The organism is Cupriavidus basilensis, from assembly GCF_029335485.1.
Lineage (GTDB): Bacteria > Pseudomonadota > Gammaproteobacteria > Burkholderiales > Burkholderiaceae > Cupriavidus > Cupriavidus basilensis_E.
Map to the genome: position 1 here is coordinate 1 of NZ_JARJLM010000709.1, position 3,610 is coordinate 3,610.

Below are 3,610 nucleotides of genomic sequence, written 5' to 3' on the forward strand. Positions count from 1 at the left end.
TGTCGCAGAAACCTTCATAATATCGGCTAACGATAGATAGGGAGAAAAAGTTGCGTTTCGAGCACCTTGTGGAGATCAACGATCCACGCAATATCCAGTTGGACACGCTGACGCCGGAGCAACTGTGGCAGGGACTGGTGCTGCGCAGTGCCGAGCCCGAGCTGTTCGTCATGGGCCTGGACCGCGCGGAAGTGCTGGAGCGGGGCGACGACTGGGTCGAGCGCGAGCTGCATTTCGGCAAGGCAACGATCCGCGACCGCGTCGTCTTCGAGGCACGCCGCGTGGTGCGCTACGAAACCGCCGCCACCACCGACCACGCGGGCGGCACGCTGACCATGGCGATCGAGACGCCGGGGCCTGGCGCGCTGTTGCTGCGTTTCACCTACGAGACCACCATGCCGGCGATCGACGACAGCGGCGACGACCGCTACGCCGAGATCGTCAAGTCGGCCTATCACGAGGCCGACCTCGACACCGTGCGCAAGATCCGCGAACTGGCAGCCCTCGGGCGTCTGGGGTGAGCGCGCAGCCCTCGCCGCCTGCCGCCGGCAGGCTGTCGGGCGCGCCTACGCGGGCATCGCTGCGGGCGCGCTATGGCAGCCGGCTGCGCTGGCTGGTGCTGCTGACGCTGATGCTCGGCACGGTTTCGTCCATCGTGTCGTCGACCATCGTCAATGTGGCCATTCCGGACCTGAGCCGGCATTTCGTGCTGGGACAGGAGCGTGCGCAGTGGGTGGCGGCCAGCTTCATGATCGCCATGACGCTGTCGATGCTGCTGACGCCCTGGCTGCTCAACCGCTATGGCCTGCGCCGCACCTTCATGGGCAGCCTGCTGCTGCTGGGCGCGGGCGGGCTGGTTGGCGGATTCTCGCCGACCTATGGCGTCATGATCGCCATGCGGGCGGCCGAGGGCATAGCCGCGGGGATCCTGCAGCCGCTGCCGAACATCCTGATCCTGCGGGTGTTCGAGGAGCGCGAGCAGGGCAAGGCGATCAGCCTGTTCGGCTTCGGCGTGGTGCTGGCGCCGGCGCTGGGCCCGAGCCTGGGCGGCTTCCTGGTGGAAGCCTTCGGCTGGCGCTCGATCTTCTTCGTGGTGGTGCCGCTGACGCTGATCGGCCTGTGGATGGCGCGGCGCTTCATGGCGGTCGATTCGGCCATGATGGGCGAGCGCAAGCCGCTGGACTGGCAGGGCCTGGGGCTGGCCGGCATCGCCACCGTCAGCCTGCTCAACGGCCTGGTGCAGCTGCGCGAGAGCGTGCCGGCCGGGCTGGCGCTGGCGGGCTTCGGGGTGCTGATGCTGGTGGTGTTCGTGCTATGGCAATTGCGCGCGGCGAATCCGCTGATGAACATGCGCCTGTACAGCTATCGGCAGTTCGCCGCCGGGGCGGTGGTGGCCTTTATCTATGGCGCGGGGCTGTTCGGGTCCACCTACCTGCTGCCGGTCTATATGCAGATGGCGCTGGCCTATACGCCGTCGCGCGCCGGCCTGGTGCTGCTGCCGGCCGGGCTGGCGCTGGCCTTTACCATTGCCGCGGCGGGGCGCCTGACCAATCGCATCGCGCCGCACCGGCAGGTGTCGTTCGGCCTGGCGCTGCTGGCGGCTTCCTTCCTGCTGATGGCAATGGGATCGCAGGCCACGCCGTACCTGCTGCTGGTGGCGTTTGCCATCCTGGGCCGTATCGGGCTGGGCTGTATCCTGCCTTCGCTGACCCTGGGGGCGATGCGCGGCGTGGATTATTCGCTGATCGCGCAGGGCTCCAGCTGCATCAATTTCCTGCGGCAACTGGGGGGTGCCATCGGCGTGAGCCTGGCCGGCGTGGGCCTGCAATGGCGGCTGGCGGCGCAGGGCGCCGTGCTCGGCCCGCAGGGCGATGCCGCCGCCCGCATCCGCGCCTTCGACGAGACCTTCCTGGCGGTGGGACTGGTCATCGCCACCGCCATCCTGGCGGCCTGGCGGATCCGGCCACGGCCGCTGCCGGCGGATGCGGCCTAGGCGGCCTAGGCGGCGTGCGGGGCACATGCCCCGGGGCGTGCTTCAGGCGGTGGCGCCGCTGCGCAGTTCCTCGACCAGGGCGACGTACTTGTCCATCGCGTCTTCCTGGCTGGTGCCCTTCAGGGTTTCCCAGGCTTCGAACTTGTAGCGGCCGACGAAATCGGTCATGCCCGGCTTGCTGCCATGGGCGTCGCCCTCGCTGCCTTGCTTGAACAGCGCGTAGAGGCGCAGCAGGGTCATATTGCTGGGGCGCTCGGTCAGTTGCTTGACGTCGAGCTGGGCTTGGGCGAAGCGTGCCTGCAGGTCGCTCATGGGATTCTCCTGGATGAAAGAGGGAAAGCTGGGGGAGCCTTCGTGATGCGGTGGGATCAAAAATGCCTAGCTGCACGGATGATAGCGCCCGCCACCGTGCGTTTGAGGCGAAAGAAACCGAAGAAGGCTTCAGTCCGCGGCGCGGCGCTCGCGCTGGGCGTGGCGCCCGCGGTGGCCCCGACGCGTGCCAGTTCAGCTTTTCAGGCCGCTCCGGATACAATCTCGCCATGTCCTGGATTCTTGCAGTTGAAACCTCCACCGAGTGGTGTTCCGTCGCGCTCGGGCGCATCGCCAATGGCGGCGCCCTTGAGTGCCTGGTTCGTCATGAACACACCGGCCCGCGCTCATCCGCCCGCGTGCTGCCGGCCGCCGGCGAGTTGCTGGCCGAGGCCGGCATTGCCTTGTCGGATTGTGCCGCCATCGCCTTTGGCGCCGGTCCCGGCTCCTTCACGGGCCTGCGTACCGCCTGTGGCGTGGCCCAGGGCCTGGCCTTCGGGGCCGGCCTGCCGGTGGTTCCCGTCAATTCCCTGATGGCTTGCGCCGAACGCGTGCGCCTGGGCGGGGAGGGCATTCCCGCGCTGCCGCCCGGGGTGTCGGTGCTGGTCGCCCTGGACGCCCGCATGGACGAAGCCTATGCCGGGGCCTTCCGCTGGGATGCCGCGGCGGGCGAGTGGCAGGCGGCGACGGCCATGCAGGTTTGCGCGCCGGAGGCGGTCAGCCAGCCGTCCGCTCCGTTCTGGCTGGCGGGCAATGCCGCGGCCGTTTTCGGCGAGCGCCTGAAGGCCACGGCCCTGGCGCTGCACAGCGTGCCCGATGCCTTGCCTGCCGCGCCCGCCCTGGTGTCGATTGCCCTGCGCGCGCTGGCGCGCAATGAAACCGTCGCGCCGGAAGATGCCATGCCGATCTACCTGCGCGACAAGGTCGCCCAGACCATCGCCGAGCGCCAGGCCGTGGCGGAGCAGCGCGCATCGCTCGCCGCGGCGGGAGAGCGGCCATGAGCGCGCGCCGGACCTTGCCGCCCGAAGCCGGCGCCGGCCAGGCGCCCCACGCCGCTGGCGCATGGCCCGAGGTGCCGGTGATGCCGCAGGCGCCTTCGGGCTGGGCCATCGGCCGCATGAGCGCACTGGACGTGCAAGCGGTGGCGGAGATCGAGGCGAGGGCCTATAGCCATCCGTGGACGCGCGGCAATTTCGAGAATTCCGTCAAGTCCGGCCATATCGGCCTGACCCTGCGGGACCCCGGCGGCGTGCTGGCCGCCTACGCGGTGTTGATGCCGGTGGTCGACGAGATGCACCTGCTCAATAT

Annotated in this window: 4 protein-coding genes and 1 pseudogene; 4 read left to right on the forward strand and 1 reads right to left on the reverse strand. The window is 69.1% G+C overall.

What is annotated here, in order from left to right:
- Window positions 1-50: 50 nt before the first annotated feature.
- Both P3W85_RS43585 and P3W85_RS43590 read left to right on the forward strand, forming a co-directional pair.
- Window positions 51-521 (forward strand): SRPBCC family protein, encoded by a 471-nt coding sequence (locus tag P3W85_RS43585; protein WP_017229229.1) that lies wholly within the window; start codon window positions 51-53, stop codon window positions 519-521.
- Window positions 518-1,993: a DHA2 family efflux MFS transporter permease subunit gene (locus P3W85_RS43590; protein WP_276269386.1), complete on the forward strand. Its 1,476-nt coding sequence runs from the start codon at window positions 518-520 to the stop codon at window positions 1,991-1,993. The genes P3W85_RS43585 and P3W85_RS43590 overlap by 4 nt, the downstream gene beginning before the upstream one ends.
- 42 nt (window positions 1,994-2,035) lie before the next feature.
- Here the strand turns inward: P3W85_RS43590 and P3W85_RS43595 are convergent, their stop codons facing one another.
- Complete coding sequence (locus P3W85_RS43595; RefSeq protein WP_017225878.1) at window positions 2,036-2,305, reverse strand: acyl-CoA-binding protein; 270 nt, start codon at window positions 2,303-2,305, stop codon at window positions 2,036-2,038.
- Between the two features lie 227 nt (window positions 2,306-2,532).
- On the opposite strand from P3W85_RS43595, the gene tsaB reads away from it, so the two are divergent.
- Both tsaB and P3W85_RS43605 read left to right on the forward strand, forming a co-directional pair.
- A complete protein-coding gene (gene tsaB / locus P3W85_RS43600; RefSeq protein ID WP_276269387.1) occupies window positions 2,533-3,303 on the forward strand; it encodes a tRNA (adenosine(37)-N6)-threonylcarbamoyltransferase complex dimerization subunit type 1 TsaB in 771 nt (256 codons plus the stop codon).
- A gap of 80 nt (window positions 3,304-3,383) precedes the next feature.
- Window positions 3,384-3,610, forward strand: a pseudogene (locus tag P3W85_RS43605) (ribosomal protein S18-alanine N-acetyltransferase); the annotation flags it as partial.